Origin of the sequence: Actinoplanes subtropicus (assembly GCF_000721705.1) — a bacterium.
In the GTDB taxonomy this organism is placed as follows: Bacteria; Actinomycetota; Actinomycetes; order Mycobacteriales; family Micromonosporaceae; genus Actinoplanes; species Actinoplanes subtropicus.
Genome location: NZ_JOJL01000013.1, coordinates 76292 through 97337, shown reverse-complemented (window position 1 = coordinate 97337; position 21046 = coordinate 76292). Strand labels below are relative to the sequence as shown.

Here is a 21046-nt window from a genome sequence, read left to right as displayed (position 1 = left end):
AGGTTCACGGCAGCGCGGTGAGCCGGCTCTTCAGGCCGGCGCCGAACGCGGTGGGCGTGCCGGTGTAGTCGGTGATCAACGCCGGCCCGCTCTTGCAGTCCCAGGTGTTCCAGGTCCAGCCGAGGTAGCCGATGCCGTGCGTGTCGGCCCAGGTCATCAGCGGGTCGATGAAGCCGTGGCCGCAGTCGTTCTCGCCGATCTCGTTGATGGTCAGCGGCACCGCGGCCGCCACCGGTCCGAGTTCGGCGTCGTAGCACGAGACCGACTTGCAGTCGTTGAAGTTGTACACGTGTGCGGCGGCGGTGAGGTTCCCGGTCGGATCGGCGGGCTCGTACTGCAGCCACTGCCGCATGTCGTTGGCGTACCGCAGCCCACTGAGTTGGATCACGTTGGTCGCGCCGGTCGCCCGTACGGCGTTGACCAACGTCTGGAAACCGGCCACCGAATACCCGATGCCGAAGCAGCTTCCGCCGTCCCGCCAGCAGCGCCACGCACCTGGCTTGTCGAGCATGAGGGTCGCCCAGTCCGGGTAGGGCTCGTTGAACAGGTCGAAGACCACTGCGTCGTCGCCCTTGAACGTGGTGGCGACGCCGGTCCAGAACGCCGGCGCGTACTTCATGTCGGGCATCGGCTTCTGACAGGTGGCCTTTTCGTCCCCGCAGCCCGAGGAGAAGCTGGTGTACCTGCCCCAGGTCCAGTGCAGCTCGAGGATCGGGTTGATCCCGTTGGCCACCAGCAGGTTCACGTAGTCCTGGACCGCCTGCCGGTACGCGGCGCCGCTCACCCCGCCCGCCGGCACGTCGGCGGTGCCGAGCCAGCACTCCTCGTTGAGGCCGACCCGCACGGCCCGGACGTTCCAGGACCGCATCGCGGTGACCGAGGCCTGGTCCACCGGGCCGTCCCACATGCCCTTGCCCTGGATGCAGGAGAACTCGCCGCCGGAGCGGTTCACCCCGAGGAACCGGAAGGCGGCGCCGTCCGCGGTGACGAGGCGGTTGCCGGAGACGTGCAGGGCGGCCGCCGGCGCGGTGCCGGCCGCGCCGGCCGGCCGCGGGGCGAACAACCCCACCGCGACGGTGACGAGCAGGGCGGCGGCGCGAGCCACCCGGGACAGAACTCTGTCCGACATCGCGACGCTCCCGCGAGTACGTGATCACGAAGGGTGGGCAGAACCCTATACCGGATCGGTCGCTCCTTCCAGCTCCGGTACGGGGCGCCCGCGTACCGACCCTCGCTCGTAACATCGAATAACATCTTTTTACCGGAAACCTTTTTCGCAATTTCGTCACCCGGTGAGCCCCTGGAAAACCCATTGATGTCCGTCACTTGACAGTTTTGTTAAAACGCCTCTACGGTTTTGTCGAACCGATTCGGCGGGTCCTTGGTGACCTCGTATCGGTGGCCCGCGTCGGCCACCTGCGGCATTCCCGCGGCCACCGTTGTCGACATTCACCGGCAGAGGAGTTGAACGAACGTGAAGTGCAGGTCGGCACTCCTGTCCGCGGCGGCCGCCGCGGTCACCCTGGCGGCGTCCGCGCTCGTGGTGTTCGGCGGCGGCGTCGCGTCCGCGACCGGGGCGGCCGGCCTCGCGGCGACCGCCGGCTGTGGTCGGGCGCCCGGGTTGTCCGACGGCACGCACACGATTCAGAGCAGTGGGCAGAACCGTAATTACATCCTGCGGCTGCCGACCGGCTACGACAGCAACCACCCGTACCGGTTGGTGTTCTCGTTCCACTGGGTCGGTGGTACCGCTGAGCAGGTCGACAACGGCAGTACCAGTGGTATCGAGTGGTCCTACTACGGGTTGCGGGTGGACAAGTACGGCAAGGGCAACACGATCTTCGTGGCGCCGCAGGGGCTCGGTAACGGTTGGGGCAACTCGGGCGGTCAGGACGTGACGTTCGTCGATGACATGATCCGGCAGATCGAGTCGGGTCTGTGTGTCGACACCACGCAGTTGTTCGCGTCCGGCTTCAGTTACGGCGCGGCGATGACCTATGCCCTGGCCTGTGCGCGGGCGACGGTGTTCCGCGGGGTCGTGGTGTACTCCGGCGGCGTGCTGAGCGGGTGTCAGGGCGGTACTCAACCGATCGCGTACTTCGGGATCCACGGATTGCGCGACGGTACGTTGCCGATTTCCGGTGGGCGGTCGATGCGTGATCGGTTCGTCGGGAACAACGGTTGCACGCCGCAGAATCCGCCGGAGCCGGCGCAGGGCAGTCTCACGCACGTCGTGACGTGGTACAGCGGGTGCCGGTCGGGTTATCCGGTGGTGTGGGGTGCCTTCGACGGGCCGCATGCCCCCAATGCGGTGGATGGCTCGGCCGACCCGTACGCACCGGGCGCGAAGTCCTGGACCCAGGCCGAGGTGTGGAAGTTCATCACCTCGCTCGGCTCGAGCCAGCCGCCGACGAGCCTGCCCCCGTCCAGCCTGCCCCCGTCCAGCCAGCCCCCGTCCAGCCAGCCCCCGTCGAGCCAGCCGCCGATCGGTGCCTGTGGTGCGACCTACCGTACGGTCAGCTCCTGGCAGAGTGGCTTCCAGGGCGAGGTGGCCGTGACCGCCGGCGGTTCGGCGATCTCCGGCTGGACCGTCAAGTGGACGCTCGGCGGTGGCCAGAGCATCACCCAGGTGTGGAGCGGCACGCTCACCGCGAACGGTTCGAACGTGGCGGTCAGCAACGCCTCCTACAACGGATCGCTGCCGGCGGCCGGGTCGACCACCTTCGGCTTCCTCGCCAACGGCACGCCGTCGGCCCCGACGTTGAGCTGCACCAGTCCCTGAGGCCGCGGGCACCCGGCGCCGCCCCGCGCCTGTCCCGTGCCGCAGCCGACACATCCGACCACCGCGGAGGTACCAGTGAAGCCACCAGGAGCAGGACGCAGTCGAGGACGGTTGTGGGCCCCACCTCAGCCGGGTTCACCGCGAGCGGAGGTGCCGCCCCGGCCAACGGCATTGGCGGCACCGGCACCGACATCCAGTCACGACAGGAGGGCGACGGCAATGCGGCGTAGACCCGTTCTGGGTGGGCTGGCGATCGGGGTGATTCTCGCGCTGGCCTTGGCCGCCGTGGTGGTCAGTGGCGGGTTCGGTGCCACCGCATCCGCGTACGCGGCGACCGCCGGCTGCGGCCAGGCGCCGGCGCTGACCAGCGGCACCCACTCGATCACGAGCAGCGGGCAGAACCGCAGCTACATCCTGCGGGTGCCGAGCAACTACGACAGCAACCACCCGTACCGATTGATCTTCGGCTTCCATTGGGTCGGCGGCACCGCCAACGACGTCGACTCGGGCGGGACCGACGGCTACAACTGGTCGTACTACGGGCTGCGGCGGCTGGCCGACAACGCCGGCAATGGCACGATTTTCGTGGCGCCGCAGGGCATCGGCAACGGCTGGGGAAACAGCAACGGCCAGGACGTGACCTTCGTCGACGACATGCTCCGGCAGCTCGAGGCGGGGCTGTGCGTGGACCCCACGCAGATCTTCTCCTCCGGATTCAGCTACGGCGGTGCGATGACGTACGCGCTGGCCTGCGCCCGGCCCGCAGTCTTCCGGGCGGTCGCGGTCTACTCGGGCGCGAACCTCAGCGGCTGCAGCGGCGGCACCCAGCCGGTGGCCTACATCGGGCTGCACGGCCTGCGGGACGGCACCCTGCCGATCGCCAACGGGCGCGCGCTGCGGGACACGTTCGTCCGCAACAACGGGTGCACACCGCAGAACCCGCCCGAGCCGGCGCAGGGCAGCCTCACCCACATCGTCACCGCCTACTCCGGATGCCGGGCCGGATACCCGGTCGTGTGGGCGGCCTTCGACGGGGCCGGGCACGACCCGGGCCCGCGGGACGGCTGCACCTGCGACGGGTGGCAGACCTGGACCAAGGACGTGGTGTGGAGCTTCTTCACCCAGTTCTCCTCGCCGGCCCCGCCGTCCTCGACTCCGCCCTCCAGCACGCCGCCGGGCGGGAGCGGCCAGCAGATCGTCGGCGCCCAGTCGGGCCGGTGCATCGACGGCACGAGCCTGACCAACGGCACGCAGACCCAGTTGGCCGACTGCGGCGCCGCGGCCGGCCAGCGGTGGACGTACAACTCGAGCCGGCAGTTGACCGGGCCCGGCAACAAGTGCCTGGATGCCTCCGGCCAAGGCACGAGCAACGGTACCGCGGTCATCGTCTGGGACTGCACCGGCGGCGCCAACCAGCAGTGGAACGTCAATGCCAACGGCACTGTCACCGGCGTGCAGTCGGGGTTGTGCCTGGACGCCAACGGAGCGGGAACCGCGAGCGGCACGAAGATCATCATCTGGTCGTGCAACGGCGGCGCCAACCAGCAGTGGACGCTACGGAACTGACCGGGCACGGACGGGAGCATTCGCATGCAGACCAAGCAGACGCGACGGGCCGCGATCGCGGCCGCCGCGGTCGGGGTGCTGGCGGCGGCCGGTGCCATGACGGTGGGTTCCGGGGTGGCGTCGGCGGCCGCCGGGTGCTCGGTGAACTATGCGGTCACCAGCCAGTGGCCGGGCGGATTCGGCGCGAACGTGACGGTGACCAACCTGGGTGACGCGGTCACCGGTTGGAAGCTGACGTGGTCGTTCGCCGCGGGACAAACCATCACCCAGTTGTGGAACGGGTCTTACACCCAGTCGGGCACGGCGGTGACGGTGACCAACGCCGCGTGGAACGGTTCCATCGCCACCGGCGGCAACGCCGCCTTCGGGTTCAACGGCGCGTGGAACGGCAGCAACCCGGTGCCGGCGAGCTTCGCTCTCAACGGCACGGCGTGTACCGGCGGGGTCGTACCGTCGTCGGCGCCGCCCTCGTCCGAACCGCCGTCCTCGGTGCCGCCCTCATCCGTGCCGCCGTCCTCGACGCCGCCCGGCCGGCTCCCGTGTGACCTGTACGCGGCCGGTGGCACGCCGTGTGTGACGGCGCACAGCACGACGCGGGCGTTGTTCGCGGCGTACAACGGGCCGCTGTATCAGGTGCAGCGGGCGTCGGACAAGCAGTATCTGGATGTCGGGTTGTTGTCGGCTGGCGGGGTGGCCAACGCGGCGGCGCAGGATACGTTCTGCGGGAGCAGTGCTTGTTCGATTACCAAAATTTACGATCAGACGGCCAACCACAACGATCTGCCGGTGTCCTGGGGTGGTTTGTGGAAGGGTCCGGGGCCCAACGGTGCTGATGTGCCGGCGGACGCGAAGGCGTTGCCGGTGACGGTCGCTGGTCAGAAGGCGTACGGCGTCAAGGTGACCTCGGGTGTGGGGTATCGGATCGACAACGCGAAGAAAGCGCCGACCGGTTCGCAGCCGGAGGGCATCTACCTGGTCACGTCGTCGAACTACGTGAACGACCAGTGTTGTTTCGACTACGGCAGCGGGGTGAACTCGCACACCGACGCCGGTAACGCGACGATGAATGCGATCGAGTGGGGTACCGCGTGTTGGTTCGGGACCTGGGCAAACAATCCGTGTGTGGGTACCGGGCCGTGGGTGGAGGCCGATCTGGAGAACGGCATGTACCACACCAACACGGGTTCGAACAAGGATCCGAACAACTCGGGTGTGCACTTCCCGTTCGTGTCGGCGTGGGAGAAGAACAACGGCACGTCGAACTTCACGCTCAAGTACGGCAATGCCGCCGGCGGCGGGTTGACCCGGCCGTACTCGGGTCCGTTGCCGAACGGGTACTCGCCGATGAAGCTGGACAGTTCCATCCTGCTGGGTACCGGCGGGGACAACAGCCACTCCGGTATCGGTGAGTTCTTCGAGGGCGCGGTGACGGCCGGCTATCCGTCCGACGCCACCGAGGACGCCGTCCAGGCCAGCATCACGGCGGCGGGCTACCGCTGACACTCGGGCCGCCCGCCATGCGGGCGGCACGACCATCGAGAAATGACATCGGGTACGACCGCGGTGCGTACAGGAGGAATGGTGTCTCGTCGGTCAAGGATCTGCGCGATCGTGGTCGTCTGCCTGGCCCCGGCCCTGGCGGTGGTGTCCGGCCCGAGCACCCCGGCCCAGGCGGCCACCGCGACGACCGCCTGGCAGAACGGGGCGTTCACCACGAACGTCGGCGGGATCGTCTCGCGGTCCGATGTGGTGCTCGGCAAACCCAACAGTTCGGCGACCCAGTTCCTGCCGCTGGGCAACGGTTCGCTGGGCGTCGCCGCGTGGGCCGCCAACGGCTTCACCGCCCAGCTCAACCGCAGCGATACCATGCCGGACCGGCTGTCGCCCGGGCAGGTGACCATCCCGGCACTGTCCACGATGACCTCGGCGTCGAACTTCGTCGGCTACCTCGACCTCTACAACGGTGTGCTGCACGAGTCCGGCGGCGGCATGACGATGCAGGCCTGGGTGCCGGCCGGCAAGGACGAGCTGATCGTCGACGTGACCGGGGCGAACGCCGGCACCCGGATGACCGCCGCGGTCAACCTGTGGAGCGGGCGCGGCCCCACCGCCTCGGCGTCCGGCGGGGTCGGCGCCCTGGCGCAGACCTGGTCGGACAACTCGCAGACCGGCCACTCGAACCAGACCTTCGGCACGCTGGCGGCGATCACCGCGGGCGGGCAGAACGTTACCGCCTCGGTCGTCAACTCCACGCAGGCACAGGTCGCCTTCAACCCGAACGGCAACGGCTCGTTCCGCATCGTCGTCGCCTCGCCGTCGTGGACCGGCGGCAACCCGGTCTCCACCGCGTCCACCCTGATCGGCGGCGATGCCACCGCGAGCACCGCCGGGATGCTGGCCACCCAGGCGGCGTGGTGGAACCGGTACTGGGCGAACAGCGGCCTGATCGAGGCCGGCTCGTCCGACGGCACCGCCCAGTACATGGAGAACCTCAACACCCTCTACCTGTACTTCGAGGCCGGCATCATGCACACCGGCCAGTACCCGGGCAGCCAGGCCGGGCTCGCCGACCTGTACAACTTCAACCGGGACCACCAGGCGTGGTACCCGGCCGGGTACTGGCTGTGGAACCTGCGCGGCCAGATCAGCGCGAACCTCGCCTCCGGGAACTTCGGCCTGAACCTGCCGATCTTCGACATGTACCTGGCCGATCTGCCCGCGATCCAGTCGTGGACCAGCGCCAACATGAACGGCAAGGCGGGCGCGTGCGTGCCGGAGACCATGCGGTTCAACGGCAACGGCTACTACTGGGGCGGCGGCATCACCTCGGACGCGTCCTGCGCCACGGCCTCCAGCCCCAACTTCAACGCGTTGACGATCACCAGCGGTGCGGAGATCGCGCTCTGGATCTGGCAGCAGTACCAGGACACCGGGGACACTGCCTTCCTGCAGAAGTACTACCCGCTGCTGCAGCAGACCGCGACGTTCCTGCTCGCCTGGCAGTCGGTCGGATCCGACGGCTACCTGCACTCGGTGGACAACGCGCACGAGACCCAGTGGGCGGTCCAGGATCCGGTCACCGACCAGGCCGCCGACCAGGCGCTGTTCAGCGCCACCGCGAGCGCGGCCACGCTGCTGAACACCGATTCCGCGCTGGTCGCCCGGCTGCGCACCGCCCTCGGGCAGATCCGCCCGTACCCGCGCACCGACCAGGGCAGCCACAGCCAGCAGCTCCCGCCGTCCGCGGACTCCTCGGGCACCGACGTGATCGGCAACTCGTACCAGCAGACCGCGGCCACCCACAACGTGGAGAACCTCGGGCTGGAGCCGGTGTGGCCGTACGGCGTCATCGGCGACAACACCGTGATCAACGGCGACAACCTCACCGCCCTCGCCCAGCGCACCTACAGCCATCGCCAGTACGTCAACAACCCCGACTGGACCTACGACTCGGTGCAGGCCGCCCGCCTGGACCTGGCCTCCGAGGTCGCCGCCGACCTGGTGAACAGCACGAAGAGCTACCAGGTGTACCCGTCCGGCCTGGCCGCGTGGAACCCCGGCACGCAGGACGAGCCGTACATCGAGCAAGTCTCCGACGTCGCCGCCACCCTGGACGAGGCGCTGGCCACCGAGTACGACGGCACCCTGCGCTTCGCGCCGTCCTGGCCGGCCGGCTGGGACGTGTCCGGCACGGTGTACGTCCACGGCGGCTCGAAGGTCGACGTGCAGGTCCAGGGCGGCACCTTGGTCACCGCCGCGATCGAGGCCGGCACCACCAGGACGATGACCGTACGCAACCCGTGGCCCGGCCAGCCGGCCGAGGTGGTCGACGGCTCGACCGGGGCCTCGGTCGTCGCGCCGACCAGCGGCTCGACGCTCAGCGTTCCGGTGACCGCCGGCAAGACGTACCTGGTGCAACGGCCCTCGGCGCCCACCGCGTCACTGCCGTTCGCCCCGGTCACCGGCACCCCGGCCCGCACCAGCCGGCAACTGGGCAGCGTCACGATCGGGCTGAGCGGTTAACAGCGTGCCGCCGCCGACGACCGGCAACACGGTGACCGTCACCAATCCGGGCGACCAGACCGGCACGGTCGGCACGGCGATCGGCGGCCTCCAGGTGCACGCCACCGACTCGGCCGCCGGGCCGACGCTGACCTACACGGCCGCCGGGCTGCCCGCCGGCCTGTCGATCGACCCGGCGACCGGGCTGATCTCCGGCACGCCGAGCAGCGCCGGCACGTTCAGCGCGACGGTCACCGCCACCGACTCCACCGGGGCCGCCGGCTCGGCCGCGTTCAAGTGGACGATCGGTGGGGGGTCCACACCGCCACCGCCGACCGGCGGCTGCCACGTGGCGTACGTGCCGAACGAGTGGTCGGGCGGCTTCACCGCCAACCTGACCGTCACCAACACCGGCACCAGCGCGATCGACGGGTGGACCGTGAAGTTCTCGTTCCCGGGCGACCAGAAGGTGACCAACGCCTGGAACGCCACCGTCACCCAGTCCGGCACCGCGGTCACCGCCACCAACGCCGGCTACAACGGCACCATCGCCCCGGGTGCCAACGCCACGTTCGGGTTCCAGGGCACGTGGTCGGCCAGCGACGCAGCCCCGACCGCGTTCACCGTCAACGGGACCGCCTGCGGCTGAGCCACACCGGCGAAGGAGACACGAAACCCACGTTCGGCTCCGAGCGTCACGCCGTCGAGGCGGGGGCCGCGACGTACGCTCGTAGCCGGGAAGAGCGAGCCTCTGGCTGTCCGCGCCGACGAGGTGACAAGACCATGACGATCACACCGGCCAGGTCCCGTAGGGCCGGGTTTCCCATCGGATGCCCTACGCCTTGCGACAACCGAATCAGGCCCGGAGCCGTCGGGTAGTACGGCGGGCGGGAACCGGCCCGCACGAGGTGCTCGTGCGGGCCGGCCGAGGAGGGGTTTACGGGTTGACGGTGAGCAGGTGTGCCTTGAAACCGGAGCCGTAGCTGTCGGTCGGCGTGCCGTCGTAACTCTGGATCAGGACGTTGCCGCCGCTGCAGCCCCACGGGTTCCAGGTCCACGCGAGGTACCCGACGTTGTGCGCGTCCGCCCAGGCCATCACCTGGTCGATGAAGTCGTGCGCGCACGAGTTCTGGCCGATCTCGCCGGCCACGACCGGCACCTGCGCGGCCACCGGGGCGATCTGGCTGTCCCAGCAGGAGGTGTTGGAGCAGGAGTTGAAGTTGTACACGTGCCAGGCCGCGACCAGGTTGCCGGCGGAGTCGGTCGGCTTGTACGTCAGCCACTGCGTCAGGTCGTTCGACCAGGCGAGGCCACCCAGCAGGATGACGTTCGTGGCGCCGGCCCCGCGGACCGCGTTGACCAGGCTCTGCATGCCGGCCACCTGGTAGGTGATGCCGCCGCAGGTGCCGCCGTCGCGCCAGCACTTCCACTCGTTGGCGGCGCTGGCGTAGCCGTCGGCGTTGTCCGGCCACGGCTCGTTGAACAGGTCGAACAGGACCGCGTTGTTGCCCTTGAAGGTGGTGGCCACGCTGGTCCACAGCTGCGGGGCGTACTGCGCGTCCGGCATCGGCTTCTGGCAGGTGGCGTTGACGTCGGTGCAGTTGCCGTTGCCGCCGCCGCTGTAGCTGCCGTACGTCCAGTGCAGGTCGATGATCGGGTTGATCCCGTTGGCGACCAGCAGGTTGGCGTAGTTCTTGACCGCCGTCTGGTAGGCGGAGCCGCTGGGTGTGCCGTACGTGCCGAGCCAGCACTGCTCGTTGATCGGGATCCGGACGGCGTGGATGTGCCAGGCCTTCATGGCGTCGACCGTGGACTGGTCGGGGTCGGGGCCGTCGAAGACCCCGGTCTTGCCCTGCACGCAGGCGAACTCGGCGCTGGACCGGTTGACGCCCAGCAGCCGGTAGGGGGTCCCGGCGGCGGTCACGATCTTGTTGCCGGAGACCCTCAGCGCGGGCGCCGCACCGCCGGCCGGCGGGGTCGTCGGCGGGGTCGTGGGCGCGGTGGTCGGCGGGGTCGTGGGGGTGGTGGTCGGCGGCGTGGTGGGTGGCGTGGTGGTCGTGCTGCCGGTGCAGGTGACGCCGTTGACCTTGAAGGACGACGGGCTGGCGTTGCTGCTGCCCCAGCTGCCGATGAAGCCGACCGAGACGGAGCCGTTGGTCGGGACGCTGTTGTTCCAGCTCATGTTGACCGCGGTGACCGCGGAGCCGGACTGGGACCAGGTGGCGTTCCAGCCCTGGGTGACCTTCTGGGCGGCGTCGGGGAAGGTGAACTCCAGCTTCCAGCTGGACAGCGGGTCGCCGAGGTTGGTGAAGGAGACACCGCCCTGGAATCCACCCTGCCATTGACTGACCACCGTGTAGGTGGCCGAACAGCCGGTTGTCGCGGCCGATGCGGTGGACACGGCTACGAACGCGCCCGTGGTGAGCAGGCCGGCTGCCGCCGCTGCCACGAGGGCGACACGGTGTTTCATGGGGAGTGCCTCCTCCTATTGATCGGGATGGATGGGAGCGCTCCCAATAGGGTGGAGACCTTACATTCGTAAGTCAAGACATTGCCCGGCGCCGCCCGGACCGGTGAGTCCGGGCGGCGGTCGGAGAGGTCAGGACGCTCGGCAGCCGGGTCGAGCCGACCCGCACGAGCGTGCGCATTCCGGTCGACCGGATCGTCCTGGGCGGCAGCGCCTGACCTCGGCCGCCCGACCCTCGACCGGCTAGTGCGCCGGGACGGCGATCGCGGCCATGATGCCGTCCCAGAGCTTGGCCCGCGCCTCGAGCACCCGGGTGGCCGTCGCCGCGGCCTCCCGCCAGGCGTTGTCGTCGTCGCCGCAGAGGTCGGCGACCATCTGCATCGCCATCGGGGTGTGCTCCTCGCCGTCGACCTCGATGTGCCGGGCCAGGTAGTCCCGGAAGATGCCGAGCCGGGCCTCGTCGCCGGCGGAGATGACCTGGTCGAACATCTCGGGGATGAGGTCCTCGCGACCGAACGCGAACGCGGCGGCCTGGCAGTGGGTCGGCGCGTTCTCGATGACGCCGAAGGTGGTGGCGACGAACTCGGCGGCCGGCTGCGGGGCGCCGGCCAGGCGCAGCGCCTCGGTCACCGGGGTGCCGACGCCCAGCATCGCCAGCAGCCGGTCTATCGGCCCGGTGTCCGCGCCCGCCTCGGCCATGCCGGCCCGGTAGAGCTCGAAGTGGCTGGTGAAGCCGCTGCCGAGGGCGTCGCTCTCCTCGACCATGACGATGTCGTTGATCAGGCGGCGGCTGGCGGTCGGCCCGGTCGGCAGCCACGGGACGTCGACGCAGGTGAGCCGGCGCTGCAGCGACTTGAGCAGGGACATGAAGTCCCAGACCGCGAAGACGTGGTGCTCCATGAACACGGTGAGATCCCGCTCGACGCGCAGTCCCTGGTAGATCGGGTGCCGGGTGACCTCGTCCCGGGCCGGCCCGATCGCCGACCGGATCAGGTCGATTCCGGGATGCGTCTTTCCCCACTGGTAGCGAAGCATTCGGCTCTCCTGTCTGGTGAGCAACCGATAGTGCGCCCGGCGGCGAGCGATCGGCAAGGACGGCTTATTGAAGTCTTCTTTAAGATCAGCTCCCGAAGGAAATATCCGCAGGTCAGAGCCGTGATGGGGCCACAATGGAGCCGCTACGCTTCGACACCCCGGGGTAACCCGCAGAATTCTCGGTTGAAGCTTGAACCCTGGAAGTACGCGGGCCGTACTAACCGCCACAGCAGTCCATGGTCGAAGGTGCGTGACCGATTCCCGGTGCCTCATTCGGCCGTTTCTGCATCAGTTAGGAACCGTGGCGTTTGTTCCTTCGCCGGAGGTGGGATTTGGTGGATGAGCCGGTGACGGTCACGGTGGCGTACCAGGTGACACCCGGGGGTGCGGACGCCTTCAGCGACTGGGCCATGGCGATGCTGCAGGAGGCCGCGCAGTACGTCGAGTACCTCGGCGGCGGCATCCTCGCGCCGGGCGAGACCGGGGACGACTGGCACGTCGTGTCGCGCTGGTCGAGCCCGGAGGCCGCGAAACTGTGGGAGGCGTCGCCCGCGCGGGCCCGCCTCGTGCGGTCGGCGTCGAGCTTCGCCCAGCCGGCCCGGACCAAGCGGACGACCGGCGTACGGGCCTGGTTCGACCTGTCGTCGCGGATGGCCACGCCGCCGCCCAAGTGGAAGACGGCCCTGGTCACCCTGGCGGCCGTGTTCCCGCCGGTGCTGGTGTTCAACCTGACGGTCATCCCGTACCTCGGTGGCGTGCCGGCCGTCCTGCGCACGCTCACCCTGTGCGTCGCGGTGACCGCGGTGGTCACCTGGGTGATGATGCCCCGCCTGCTGCGGCTGCTGCGGAACTGGCTCAACCCGCCGCCCCTGGAGGCCGAGGGCGTCGATGTCGGCGCGCCGGAACCGCCCGGCGGCGGTGGCCGGATCGCGATCGGGCGGCGGCAGCGCGGCTGGAGCGGGGGCGAGACCGCGACGGCCGACTTCGGGTACGGCGGCGGGGACGCCGGGCCGGCCTGGCTGGCCGAGGTGGCGCCCCGCGAGCGGCCCGCTGAGCGGCCCGACGACGACTGGCGGGAGCCCCCGGGCGGGCCGGCGCCGTGGTACAGCTCGCGCCGGCAGGAGCCCGAACCCTCGTACGACCCTTCGTACGACCCGGAGCCTCGCTATCGCGAGCAGGACCGCGGCGGCTGGTACCGCGAGCCGCAGGAATCCGGCTCCTGGTACCGCGAGGCGGCCGAGCCGGAGCCCGAGCCGGAACCCCGGCGCTACCGCGAGGAGCCGCAGCCGGACGAACGCTACTGGGAGGAGCAGCAGCCCGGCCGGTGGTACCGCGAGCGGGACGCCACCGAGATCCTGCCGGCGGTGCAGGACGAGTACGACGAGCCGGAATGGCGGCCGATCAGGCAATACCGGCGTTGACGGGAGAACCTGGATGAGAACACTGCTGGTCGACAACCTCGACTCGTACACCTACAACCTGTTCCAGCTGATCGCGCAGGTGCAGGGGACCGAGCCGGTGGTGGTACGCAACGACGAAGAGGCGCCCGACCTGAGCCGCTTCGACAACGTGGTGATCTCGCCCGGGCCGGGGCATCCGGCCAAGGAACGCGACTTCGGGCTGTCCGCCCGGGTGCTCGCCGAGGCGAGCGTGCCGGTGCTCGGGGTGTGCCTGGGTCACCAGGGCATCGGCGTGCTCGAAGGCGCGACCGTGGAGCAGGCGCCGCAGGCCCGGCACGGCCACCTGGCCCGGGTGCGGCACGACGGCCGGGGCCTGTTCGCGGGCATCCCGCAGGAGTTCACCGCCGTCCGGTACCACTCCTTGCGCGTACGGGAACCCCTCCCGGCCTCGCTGGCAGCGACAGCCTGGGCCGAGGACGGCGTGCTGATGGGCCTGCGGCACCGTGAGCGTCCACTGTGGGGAGTCCAGTTCCACCCGGAGTCGGTGCTGACCGAGCACGGCCACCGGCTGCTGGCGAACTTCCGCGACCTCAGCCGCACCCGCCGGCTCACCCCCGGCTGGACCGCGCCCGGCAGGACCGCGTACAAGCTCGAGGTACGCGTCCTGCCCGTGCACGTCGACGCCGAGGTCGCGTTCACCCGCCGCTTCGCCCGCTCGGCGAACGCCTTCTGGCTGGACAGCTCCCGGGTCGAGCCCGGCCTGTCCCGGTTCTCCTTCTTCGGCGACGGCAACGGCCCGCTGGCCGAGCGGGTCAGCTACGACGTGTCGGCCGGCACCACCCAGGTGCAGCGCCCGGGGGAGCCGCTGAAACTGGTGGCCGGCAGCGTCTTCGACTACCTGCGGCACGAGCTGGCCCGGCGCACCGTCGACGACGACCCGAGCCTGCCCTTCGCGTTCACCGGCGGCTACGTCGGCTACTTCGGCTACGAGATGAAGGGCGACTGCGGCGCGCCGAACAAGCACCGCGCCGCCACCCCGGACGCCTGCTGGCTGTTCGCCGACCGGCTGGTCGCGGTCGACCACCAGGAGCGGCGCACCTACCTGGTCTGCCTGGCCGAGGACACCGCCGAGGGGCGGGCCGGCGCCGCCGGCTGGCTGGATGAAACGATGCAGTACCTGCGTGAGCTGCCCGGGTTCTCCGCGCCGTCCGAAGGACCAGGCGCCGGTAGCGGCACTGCCTCGCCCCCGGTCGAGCCCTGGCTGGTCCGCGGGCGCGAGCGCTACCTCGCCGACATCGAGGAGTGCCATCGGCAGCTGCTCGCCGGGGAGAGCTACGAGATCTGCCTGACCAACGCCGCCTGGCTGCCGGCCACCGCCGACCCGCTCGGCTACCACCTGCTGCTGCGCCGGCTCAACCCCGCGCCGTACGCCGCGTATCTGCAGTTCGGCGATCTCGCGGTGGCCAGTTCGTCGCCCGAGCGGTTCCTCACCATCGACCGGGACGGCATGGTGGAGACCAAGCCGATCAAGGGCACCGCGCACCGGGACGAGCGGCCCGAGGTGGACGAGCGGCTGCGCGACGCGCTCGCCGAGGACCCCAAGACCCGGGCCGAGAACCTGATGATCGTCGACCTGCTCCGCAACGACCTGGGCCGGGTCAGCGAGGTGGGCAGCGTGCACGTGCCCAAGCTGATGGCGACCGAGAGCTATGCCACCGTGCACCAGCTGGTCTCGACCATACGCGGGCGGCTGCGGGAGGGGCTGGACGCGATCGACTGCGTGCGCGCCTGCTTCCCCGGCGGCTCGATGACCGGCGCCCCGAAACTGCGCACCCTGGAGATCATCGACTCGCTGGAGACCCAGGCGCGCGGCGTCTACTCCGGCGCGATCGGTTTCCTCGGCTGCAACGGCACCGCCGACCTGAACATCGTGATCCGGACCGCGGTGTTCGCCGGGGACCGGATGCACATCGGCGCCGGCGGGGCCGTGGTGCTCGACTCCGACCCGGTCGCCGAGTACGACGAGATGCTGCTCAAGATGGCCGCCCCGATCCGCGCGTACTGGGCCGCCGCGGCCGCGCACGGCCTGCGCGGCATCAACCCGGTCGCTCCGGCCCTTCCCCGAGCGGAGTCCAAACGATGAGTGTCCTGTCCGTACCCCCGCCGCTTTCGCCGTCCGTCCGGCCGGTCAATGTGGCCGCCGACCTCGCCGAGCTGGCCGAGCGGGAGGGCTGGCTGCCTTGCCCGGCGTTCCTCACCGGCGACCGGGTCTGGACCCACGGCGAGGTGCACGACCTGGCCGCCCGCGCCGCGAGCGTGCTCGTCGACCACGGGGTGCGCCCCGGCGACCGGGTGCTGCTCGCCCTGCCGGACGGCATCGGCTGGGTAACCGCTTTCCTCGCGGTGGCCCGGCTCGGCGCGGTGGCCGTGCTGGTCAACCCCGCCCTCACGGTCGCCGACCACGAGGTGCTCGCCGAGGACTGCGGGCCCCGGCTCTGCGTGACCGAGACCGCCCTGCTGGGCCGGTTCGACCACGCGCTGGACGTGGCCGACCTGCTCGCCATGGCCCGCTCGGCCGGGGCGGCCGGCGCCCACTGGGTCGACCCGGACACCCCGCTCTACATCCAGTACACCTCCGGCACCACCGGTGAGCCGAAGGGTGTCGTGCACACCCACCGGGACCTGCCGCTCTACCACGCCGCCATCGGCGTTCCGGTGCTCGGGATCGGGCCGGACGACGTCACGCTGTCGGTTTCCAAGCTGTTCTTCGCGTACGGCTTCGGGAATGCCTTTGTCTTTCCGCTCTTCTCCGGATCGGCCGCCGTGCTGGTGGCCGGGCGGCCGCCCGCCGAGGAGGTGGCCGAGCTGGTCGAGCGCCATAAGGTGACGATGCTGTACGCGGTGCCCTCGGCGTACGCGGGGCTGGTCGAGCGCACCCGGCGTTCCTCGTATTCCTCGCTGCGGGCCGCGGTGTCGGCCGGCGAGACCCTGCCGCGCGAGCTCGGCGAGCGGGTCACCGCGCTGCTCGGCGTGCCGGTCTACGAGCAGATCGGCTCCACCGAGGCGGGGCACGCCTTCTGCGCCAACGGCGTGTTCGGCAACGCGCCGGGCACGATGGGCTGGCCGGTGCCCGGATTCGAGCTGGAGCTGCGCGACCGCGACGGCCGCCGGGTGCCGGAGGGTGCCGAGGGCGAGCTCTGGGTGCACGGCCCGACGCTGTTGCGGGAGTACCTGAACCGCCCGGCGCAGACCGCGCGGGTCCTGGTCGACGGCTGGCTGTCCACTCGCGACCGGGCCGTGCGGGGCGCCGACGGGACCTACCGGCACCTCGGCCGGGTCGACGACATGGAGATGGTCGGCGGGATCACCGTGTCGCCCCTCGAGGTGGAGACGGTCCTCGCCGAGCATGCCGGGGTCCGCGAGGTCGCGGTCGCCGCCGTGCCGGACGAGACGGGCGCGACCAGGCTGCGCGCGTTCGTCGTGCCGGCCGGCGCTTCCGACGAGACCGAGCTGGCGGCCGATCTGATCGGCCTCGCCCGGCGGCGCCTCGCGCCCTTCAAGGTGCCGCGCACCGTGCGGCTGGTGCCGGCACTGCCGCGCACCCCGACCGGCAAGCTGCGCCGGCACATCGTCCGCACCGGTTCCTGGTAGCAGGAAAGGGGTTTCCGTCATGGTGCAACGCTTCTTCTCCGGCCGGGGGTTCTACCTCGGCGACATGTTCGAGCAGGCCCGCGAGCGGCACGGCGGGGTGACGGTCACCCTGGACAAGCCGCTCGACGTAGCGGTCGCCGCCGGGCTCGACCACACCTACCGGACGATCGCCGATCTGGTCGACGCGCTCGCCGCGCAGCTGTGGGCGGCCGGCGTGCGGCCCACCGAGCGGGTCGCCCTCTACAAGTCGGACAACTTCGATCTCGCGCTGCTGACCTGCGCGCTGTCCCGGATCGGCGCGGTGCCGGCGCTGCTGTCGCCCACCTTGGACGGTGCCGTCGCCGGCGAGCTGCTGCGCCGCCTCGACCGGCCGTGGCTGATCACCGACGCGGCCAAGCTGGGCGGCCGGCTCGACGGGCTGCCGCTGACCGGCCTGACCCGGCAGATCCTGGTGGTCGGCGCCGACGCGGAGCGCGCGGCGCACGACGCGGGCGGGATGCCGCTGGCCAAGTTCGACGGCGCCGAGCGGCGGCCGGCGGTGCATCTCGCGGTGCGCGAGCCGTCGCTGATCACGCACAGCTCCGGCACCACCGGCATCCCCAAGCTGGCCGTGCACTGCGCGAACGCGATGTGGAACCGGCTCGTGCCGCAGAAGGTGATGGGCTGGCCGACCCGGGGCGAGACCGCAGCGATCTGCATCTCGTACGTGCACTCCCGCTTCTATCATCTGCTGGGCGTGCTGCTGCGCAACGGCAGCCCGCTGCTCGCGATGGTCGACCACGACCCGCGCAGCGTCGGCCCGCTGCTGGCGAAGGCCCGCCCGGGCATCGTGGAGACCCACCCGAACACCTTCGTGCTCTGGGAGGACCTGGCCGAAGCGCCGGACCGCCCGCTCTCCACCGTGCGGCACTACGGCAGCACCTTCGACGCGATCCACCCGCGGACCGTGCAGCGCCTGCTCGGCGCGTCCACCCGCCGCCGCCCGTGGCTGATGCAGCTGTACGGGCAGAGCGAGACCGGCCCGGTCGCGGCCCGCTTCTTCACCCGGTCGAGCGCGGCCAAGGCGAACGGCCGGCTGGTCGGCATCGGCCTGCCCGGCTTCACCCGGGTGCGGGTGGTCGACGACGCCGGAAAGCCCTTGCCTCGCGGCGAGCACGGGCACATCGAGGCCCGCACCCGCGGCCGCATCCTCACCTACCTGGGCGCCGAGGAACAGTACGCCGAGCAGCTGCACGACGGCTGGTGGCGGATGGGCGACGTGGGCAGCATCGGCAAGTGGGGCACGCTCTACCTGGAGGACCGGGAGATCGACCGGATCGACTCGGTGGACAGCAACCTCGAGCTCGAGGACGTGCTGATGTCCCGCCTCCAGGAGCTGCGCGAGATCGTCATCGTGCCGGGCGGCTCCGGCGAGCCGGTGCCGGTGGTCTGCACCCGCGACGACCAACCGCTGTCGCCGGAGCGCTGGCAGAACGCGGTGGCCGGGCTGCCGCTGCTGGCCGAGCCGGTGTTCTGCCGCTTCGACGACCTGCCGCGGACCGGCACCTGGAAGATCAAGCGGGTGGAGATCGCCAAGCTGTTCACCGAGGGGCGGTCCCTCGCCGGCAACTGGGTCGCGGCTTGAGCCCGCTCCCGGTTCTCGTCGTCGGCGCCGGGCCGGTCGGCCTGGCCGCCGCGCTGGCGCTGCGCGCCTGGGGGCTGCCGGTCACCGTGCTGGAGGCCGGCCCCGAGGACCGGGTACGGCCCGGCAGCCGGGCCCTGTTCGTGCACCGCGAGTCGCTGGCGGCGCTGGAGCGGATGAGCCCCGGCCTCGGCGACGGCATCGCCCGGTACGGGGTGGTCTGGCGGACCCGCCGCACCCTGTACCGCGGCCGGGAGGTGTACGCGCAGACCTTCGCCCAGGGCCGGCCCGGCCGGCTGCCGCCGTTCGCCAGCCTCCGCCAGGTGGACACCGAGCGGTTCCTGATGGACGCCTGCCGCGACGCGGGCGTGACGTTCCACTGGGGAGCCCGGGTGACCGAGGTGACCGCCGGCGCCGACGCGGTGACGGTCACCGCCGCGGACGGCTCCGCCTGGCAGGCCCGCTACGTGGTCGCCGCCGACGGGGCCCGCTCGGCGGTCCGCGCGGCGGTCGGCATCGAGCTGGAGGGCGACCGGTCGCCGGGCCATCACGTGGTGGTCGACGTGGCGGACCGGCCGGACGGCGGGCTGCCGGTCGAGCGGGTGTTCCACTACGAGCACCCGGCGATGGACGGCCGGACCGTGCTGCGGGTGCCGTTCGCCGGCGGCTTCCAGATCGACCTGCAGTGCCGCGACGACGACCCGCCCTCGGCGTACGGCACCGAGGAGGCGGTCCAGCGGTGGCTGCCCGAGGTGGTCGGGCCCGGCTGGGCCGACCGGGTGCTGTGGGTGTCGACGTACCGCTTCCTGCAGGTGGTGGCGGACGCCTTCCGCGACGCCTCCGGCCGGGTGCTGCTGGTCGGCGAGGCCGCGCACCTGTTCCCGCCGTTCGGCGCCCGCGGCATGAACAGCGGCATCGCCGACGCGGAGACCGCGGCCGAGGCGATCGCCACCGCCCTGGCCGAGCCGGCCGGGGCCGCCGCGGCGGTGGACGCCTTCGCCGAGCGGCGGCGGGCCGCGGCGCTCTTCAACGGCCGGGCGGCCGGCACGGCCCTGGCCCATCTGCGGCCCGGCCGGCTGATGCGGGCGAAACAGCACGCCGCGGCGGCGCTGGCTCCGGTGCTGCCGCGCTGCGGGTCCTGGCTGGAGCACGCCCCGTACGGACCCCGGCACGTCGCGCCGGGCCGCTATTGAAAGGAGGACCGATGACCGATGTACCTCTTGTGTGGCGGCCCGAAGCGGGACTGGAGCCGGCCGCCGGCCCGGCTGGTGGTCCCTTGCTCGCGGCGGATTCCTGGCTGGTGCGGGACGGCAGAGTCCGCGGCCTGGAGCGGCACCGGCAGCGATTCTTCGCCGCCTGCGCGGAGGCGGCCGAGGTGCCGCCGGACCGGCTGTGGCCGTTCTGGCGGGCGGTGCTGGACGCGCTGCCGCGAGAGGGGCTCTGGTTTCCGCGGGTGGAGCTGACCGAGGGCGCGCTGCGGCTGCGCGTCCGGCCGGCCCCGCCGCTCGCCGCCGACGTGCGGGTCTGGGTGCCGGCGATCGGCGATCCGCGTACCGTGCCCCGGCGCAAGGGCCCCGACCTGGCGGCCCTGGCCGAACTGCGCTCCGGCGCCGCCCGGCGCTCGGCTCAGGAGGCGCTGCTGACCAGCCGCGGCGGGCTGCTCCTGGAGGCGGCCAACGCCAGCGTGCTGTGGTGGGAGGGCGGGCGGCTGTGCGCGCCCGCCCCCAACCTCTCGCTCCTGCCCGGCGTCACCCGCGCGATCATCCTCGACCGGGCCCGGGAGCTCGGCGTGCCCGTCACCTACCGCCGGCGGCCGCCCACCCAGCTCAACGGCCGCGAGGCGTGGCTGGTCAACGCGCTGCACGGGATCCGTCCGGTGACCCGGTGGGTGGAGGCGCCGATTCTGGCCGGGCCGGCGCATCGCGCGCCGGCCTGGCAGGCTTGGTTGGACGGGGAGGCCGAGCCGCTGCCGGACCGGCCGGCGGCTCAGGACGAGGTCTTGGCCGGCTGATAGCCGCCGGGCACCATCCGGGTGCTGATGGCGATCCGGTTGTACGCGTTGATGACCGTGGCCGCCCAGATCAGGGCCGCCACCTCGTCCTCCTTGAAGACCTCCGTGGCGGCCCGGTAGACGTCGCCGGGCACCCGGTCGCCGGCGATCAGCGTGACCGCCTCGGTCAGCGCCAGGGCGGCCCGCTCCCGCTCGGAGTAGAACGGCGTCTCGGCCCACGCGTTGAGCGCGTAGATCCGCTGCTCGGTCTCGCCGGCGGCGCGGGCGTCCTTGGTGTGCATGTCGATGCAGAAGGCGCAGCCGTTGATCTGCGACGCCCGGATCCGCACCAGCTCGAGCAGTTCCGGCTCCACCCCGGCGTCCTTCGCGGCGGCCACCGCGGCGGCGTGCAGGGCGCCCATCGCGGCCGAGACCTGGGGCGTCACCTTCTTCAGCGCGACCCGGGGGAGATCGATATCCACTGTCATCTCAAGATCCTAGCTCGCGACCGGGCCCGTCTCGCTACGTTGCA

Annotated in this window: 15 protein-coding genes; 11 read left to right on the top strand and 4 right to left on the bottom strand. The window is 71.2% G+C overall.

Annotated elements, in window-relative coordinates:
- Positions 1-4: 4 nt before the first annotated feature.
- Positions 5-1129 (bottom strand): glycoside hydrolase family 5 protein, encoded by a 1125-nt coding sequence (locus IH26_RS0119215; protein WP_051808285.1) that lies wholly within the window; start codon positions 1127-1129, stop codon positions 5-7.
- 345 nt (positions 1130-1474) lie between these two features.
- Here IH26_RS0119215 and IH26_RS0119205 point away from each other — a divergent pair, with 345 nt between their 5' ends.
- The 5 genes from IH26_RS0119205 (at position 1475) to IH26_RS59855 (ending at position 8999) form a co-directional block, all read left to right on the top strand.
- Positions 1475-2782, top strand: a complete 1308-nt coding sequence (locus IH26_RS0119205; RefSeq protein WP_030437595.1) for a CE1 family esterase — start codon at positions 1475-1477, stop codon at positions 2780-2782.
- A gap of 219 nt (positions 2783-3001) precedes the next feature.
- Positions 3002-4348 carry an RICIN domain-containing protein gene (locus IH26_RS0119200; protein WP_030437594.1) on the top strand — a complete coding sequence of 449 codons (1347 nt, stop codon included), beginning with the start codon at positions 3002-3004 and terminating at the stop codon, positions 4346-4348.
- A gap of 24 nt (positions 4349-4372) precedes the next feature.
- Positions 4373-5848 (top strand): arabinofuranosidase catalytic domain-containing protein, encoded by a 1476-nt coding sequence (locus tag IH26_RS0119195; protein WP_030437593.1) that lies wholly within the window; start codon positions 4373-4375, stop codon positions 5846-5848.
- Positions 5849-5929: 81 nt separating this feature from the next.
- A complete protein-coding gene (locus tag IH26_RS0119190; RefSeq protein ID WP_211268690.1) occupies positions 5930-8371 on the top strand; it encodes a glycosyl hydrolase family 95 catalytic domain-containing protein in 2442 nt (813 codons plus the stop codon).
- 4 nt (positions 8372-8375) lie between these two features.
- Positions 8376-8999, top strand: a complete 624-nt coding sequence (locus tag IH26_RS59855) for a cellulose binding domain-containing protein (protein ID WP_030437591.1) — start codon at positions 8376-8378, stop codon at positions 8997-8999.
- 288 nt (positions 9000-9287) lie between these two features.
- Here the strand turns inward: IH26_RS59855 and IH26_RS0119180 are convergent, their stop codons facing one another.
- Positions 9288-10820: a cellulase family glycosylhydrolase gene (locus tag IH26_RS0119180; protein WP_030437590.1), complete on the bottom strand. Its 1533-nt coding sequence runs from the start codon at positions 10818-10820 to the stop codon at positions 9288-9290.
- A 240-nt stretch (positions 10821-11060) separates the two neighbouring features.
- Positions 11061-11852: a DUF3050 domain-containing protein gene (locus tag IH26_RS0119175; RefSeq protein ID WP_030437589.1), complete on the bottom strand. Its 792-nt coding sequence runs from the start codon at positions 11850-11852 to the stop codon at positions 11061-11063.
- A 335-nt stretch (positions 11853-12187) separates the two neighbouring features.
- On the opposite strand from IH26_RS0119175, the gene IH26_RS62135 reads away from it, so the two are divergent.
- The 6 genes from IH26_RS62135 to IH26_RS0119145 are packed head-to-tail and all read left to right on the top strand — an operon-like array spanning position 12188 to position 20535.
- On the top strand, positions 12188-13273 hold the full coding sequence (locus tag IH26_RS62135) for a putative antibiotic biosynthesis monooxygenase (RefSeq protein WP_063763707.1): 1086 nt from the start codon (positions 12188-12190) through the stop codon (positions 13271-13273).
- 13 nt (positions 13274-13286) lie between these two features.
- Positions 13287-15395, top strand: a complete 2109-nt coding sequence (pabB, locus tag IH26_RS0119165) for an aminodeoxychorismate synthase component I (RefSeq protein ID WP_030437587.1) — start codon at positions 13287-13289, stop codon at positions 15393-15395.
- Positions 15392-16903: an AMP-binding protein gene (locus tag IH26_RS0119160; protein WP_030437586.1), complete on the top strand. Its 1512-nt coding sequence runs from the start codon at positions 15392-15394 to the stop codon at positions 16901-16903. Before pabB ends, IH26_RS0119160 begins: the two co-directional genes overlap by 4 nt.
- Positions 16904-16922: 19 nt before the next feature.
- Positions 16923-18527, top strand: coding sequence for a class I adenylate-forming enzyme family protein (locus IH26_RS0119155; RefSeq protein WP_030437585.1), 1605 nt, complete (start codon positions 16923-16925; stop codon positions 18525-18527).
- Positions 18524-19717 carry an FAD-dependent monooxygenase gene (locus IH26_RS0119150; protein WP_030437584.1) on the top strand — a complete coding sequence of 398 codons (1194 nt, stop codon included), beginning with the start codon at positions 18524-18526 and terminating at the stop codon, positions 19715-19717. The genes IH26_RS0119155 and IH26_RS0119150 overlap by 4 nt, the downstream gene beginning before the upstream one ends.
- Positions 19718-19728: 11 nt before the next feature.
- Positions 19729-20535 (top strand): aminotransferase class IV, encoded by an 807-nt coding sequence (locus IH26_RS0119145; RefSeq protein WP_030437583.1) that lies wholly within the window; start codon positions 19729-19731, stop codon positions 20533-20535.
- Here the strand turns inward: IH26_RS0119145 and IH26_RS0119140 are convergent.
- Positions 20511-21002, bottom strand: a complete 492-nt coding sequence (locus tag IH26_RS0119140) for a carboxymuconolactone decarboxylase family protein (RefSeq protein ID WP_030437582.1) — start codon at positions 21000-21002, stop codon at positions 20511-20513. The two genes, IH26_RS0119145 and IH26_RS0119140, sit on opposite strands and share 25 nt — an antisense overlap.
- Between the last annotated feature and the right edge of the window lie 44 nt (positions 21003-21046).